Origin of the sequence: Halorubrum sp. SP9, from assembly GCF_005435015.1 — an archaeon.
Classification (GTDB): domain Archaea; phylum Halobacteriota; class Halobacteria; order Halobacteriales; family Haloferacaceae; genus Halorubrum; species Halorubrum sodomense.
On record NZ_SGXU01000141.1, the window covers coordinates 1 to 217 of the forward strand.

General features: G+C 63.6%; 1 pseudogene. It reads left to right on the forward strand.

The window, feature by feature from the left end:
* A pseudogene (locus tag EXE45_RS21460) lies at window positions 1-217 on the forward strand (site-specific integrase); the annotation flags it as partial.

Genomic DNA, 217 nt, shown 5'->3' on the forward strand with positions numbered 1-217 from the left:
ACCCTCCCGACGATGAAAAACGGGGAGGACGTGTCGGAGACCACGCTCAAGCCTGAACGCGCTATCGAGATTCTGGACTACCTCGAAAGCGCGCAACCGGCGTCCCGCGACCACATCGTTCTCCTCCTGCTGTGGGAAACGGGGGCGCGGAGCGGTGCGATTCGCGGCCTCGACCTCGAAGACTGCGACCTCGACGGGACGCATCCTCGTTTCTCTG